Origin of the sequence: Streptomyces sp. NPDC059900, assembly GCF_050270335.1 — a bacterium.
GTDB lineage: Bacteria > Actinomycetota > Actinomycetes > Streptomycetales > Streptomycetaceae > Streptomyces.
This window is the reverse complement of the sequence record NZ_JBNNJZ010000825.1, coordinates 1-2,778: the sequence shown is the minus strand read 5'-3', so window position 1 is coordinate 2,778 and position 2,778 is coordinate 1. Positions and strand designations below refer to the sequence as shown.

3 protein-coding genes are annotated in these 2,778 nt (G+C 71.9%); all 3 read right to left on the bottom strand.

Going from position 1 to position 2,778, the window contains the following annotated elements:
• The coding region (locus ACQKIP_RS44525) for a helix-turn-helix domain-containing protein (RefSeq protein ID WP_427745603.1) at positions 1-834 on the bottom strand (834 nt) is incomplete at its 3' end.
• 388 nt (positions 835-1,222) lie between these two features.
• Positions 1,223-1,978: a class I SAM-dependent methyltransferase gene (locus tag ACQKIP_RS44520; RefSeq protein ID WP_365854694.1), complete on the bottom strand. Its 756-nt coding sequence runs from the start codon at positions 1,976-1,978 to the stop codon at positions 1,223-1,225.
• A 137-nt stretch (positions 1,979-2,115) separates the two neighbouring features.
• The coding region (locus ACQKIP_RS44515; RefSeq protein WP_427745602.1) for a sigma factor-like helix-turn-helix DNA-binding protein at positions 2,116-2,778 on the bottom strand (663 nt) is incomplete at its 5' end.

Genomic DNA, 2,778 nt, shown 5'->3' with positions numbered 1-2,778 from the left:
CCTGACGCCTTCGGTGGTCGCGGTCTCCACGCGGAACAAGGTGGCCTGGCCGCATTCCTCGCGCGGCTCGAGCATGCCCTTCACCGGACCGCTGCTCATGATCGCCAGGCAGCCTTTCCCGTGCTGGGGATGGTGCCACTGGATGCGATAGAGGTCCTCACCAGCCGGTTCCAGGTAGGTGCGCGGCACAGAGGACCGGGCACAGGGCAGCTGGACGGCGACGGCGCTTTCATAGGCGCCCTCCCGGTCACGGCCGTCGGTCAGACACAGGTCCGGCGCGCCCACGGGGCGGATGGTCACCCAGCCGCCGAGAGCTCCGGATGCGGTGGCCGCGGCAGCCGGTGCGCCGGAATCCCCCGAGCCGTCGGGGATCAACCCCCAGGCGGCCAACGCGAGCAGCGGCACCACGAGCACGGCGGCGAGCAGAGCCGTGCGGCTCTTGAGGCGGTCCGGCAGCCATTCCGCGGGCCCCTCGCTGCGGCGCTGGGCCCCGCCTTCGGGACCGGAGGCCGTGACAGGCGGCTCGACAGCGGGATGTGCCGCGGCGGCAGCGGCATCCGCCGCGATCCGGTCCCGCACTTCCAGCCAGGCCGCGACCTCTTGCCCCTGCCCGCAGGCGCGGACGAACGCGGCAAGGACATCCGGCCGCGGCAGGCTCGTCCGGCGCAGGACGTCGGCCAGCGTGCTGCGCGCCAGTACGTCGCCGGCGCGGGCGGCACGCTCCTCCAGTTCGCGATACGTCAGCCCCGAACGCTCCTTGAGCGTCCGCATCAGCCCGATGAAGTCGGCAGCATTTTGGGCCTCGTACGGCGACAACTCCCCTGGAACTCTCACGAACATCATCCTGCGGGCGCGGTGGCCCCGGGGTAATGGTGGATCTAGCCGTGTGCGCGCTGTCCGGGACACCATCCAGACAAAGCTCTGACCAGCCCGGACAGCAGGCTCCCATCCGGGACAGCCGGTTGATGTTGTCTCCGGACGCTGATCACCAGCAGTCTCTGTGGTGTCTGGTCGGCCCATCTGCCACTTCGGTGCAGGGGGATGTCACCGCTGGCCGATTCCTGCTGTCCGCCTTGCCGCAAGGCTCCTGCGCGGCAGGAGCCGCGCCGTATCCACCCGAAAGAATGCAGGGCTCGTGAGCCGTCGTGATCAACGAGGGGGGATCACGACGGCGTCACGTCAACCGCCCGGCATCCGCGGCGTGGCGATGGGGCCGGGGCCCTCACGTGGCGGCGCCGACCGGCGTTCCCCGCACCGCCCACGCGCGGGCGGTGAGCGCGATCGATCCGTCCGGCCGGGTCGGCACGGCGGCGCGCAGCGTGTCACGCAACCGAGCCCGGGCGGCCGGGGCGAGGTCGGCGACATAGCCGGGGGCGGGGCCTTGTCCGGCCAGGAACGGCTCCCACAGATCCGCGAATCCGGCGAAGACGGTGGCCACCTCGATGGGGGCAACAGCCACGTCCGCGAGCCCCGCATTCGTCCACAGCGACCGAAGACGCTCCGGGCTGCACACCGGGAAGCGCCGGCGCTCGTCCAGTTCGGCGGCCGCCGGGTCCACCGCGGTCGCGGCGGCCCAGAAGCGGTGCAGGAACTCCATGCCCTCGGCGTAGTCCCACACGTACGCGGCCACCAGGCCGCCCGGCCGCACGATCCGGACAGCCTCGGCCACCGCAGCGCTCGGCACGGGAAGGAAGTTGAGCACCAGGCCACTGACGGATACGTCGCACCCCGCACCCCGCACCGGCAGAGACATCCCATCGCCGACGACAAAGCACGCCGACGCGGGAGCGCTCGCCCGGGCCGCGCCCACGAAGGCCGCAGACCGGTCCACCCCCACCACCCGCCGCGGCCGGCACCGCGCAGCCACCGCAGCGCTCAACGCCCCCGTGCCACACCCCGCATCCACCCACCGCAAACCATCCCGGCAGCCCAGCCACGCCACGAACTCATCCGCCACCAGCCGACTCCACCGGCCCATGAACCGCTCGTAGGCATCCCCGGCCGCCCACACGTCGAACCTCTGCTCCGTCATGCCTCTCACGATGCCGGTACCGGGCCCGGCCCGCACGAGCCGATCTGACCACCCCGGGGCTGATGAGTGGACGCAGAGGGCGGTCAGCGGCTGATGGCGGTCTCATGCGCCATGTGCGACAGCTTGTCGGGGTTGCGCACGTGGTAGGCGCCGGTGACGTAGCCGTTCTCCACGCTCACGGCCAGCACGCCATCGACCTGTCCGTCGACCCTGACCAGGAGGGCCGGGCCACCGTTGATCTCAACCGGTTCGAGCGACCTTGGGGCCTGGCGCTTCCACCAGCCGCCGGCCAGCAGGCGGGCGACCTTGTCCGCTCCCACGACGGGCCGCAGCAGGGCGTGCCGGACTCCGCCGCCGTCGCTGAGGGCGACGACGTCGGGGGCGAGGATGTCGAGCAGACTCTGCAGTTCGCCGGTTTCGACCGCCTGCTGGAAGGCGTGGAGCGCAGCCCTGGTCTGGGCGGGGGAGGCGCAGCCGCGTGGCCGGCGCGCGGCGACGTGTCCCCGTGCCCGATAGGCGAGTTGGCGGACTGCCGCCGGGCTCTTGCCGACCGCTTCGGCGATCTCTTCGTAAGCGAGGTCGAACACTTCGCGGAGCACGAAGACCGCCCGTTCCACCGGCGCGAGCGTCTCAAGGACCAGCAGCATCGCCATGGAGATGCTGTCGGCCAGTGCGACGTCCTCCGCCACGTCCGGCGCGGTCAGCAGCGGCTCGGGCAGCCAGGGTCCCACGTAGGACTCCTTGCG

What these genes read in the sequence shown, in the direction of transcription:
- ACQKIP_RS44520 (WP_365854694.1), bottom strand. Translation starts at nt 1,978, where the DNA reads ATGGGCCGGTGGAGTCGGCTGGTGGCGGATGAGTTCGTGGCGTGGCTG.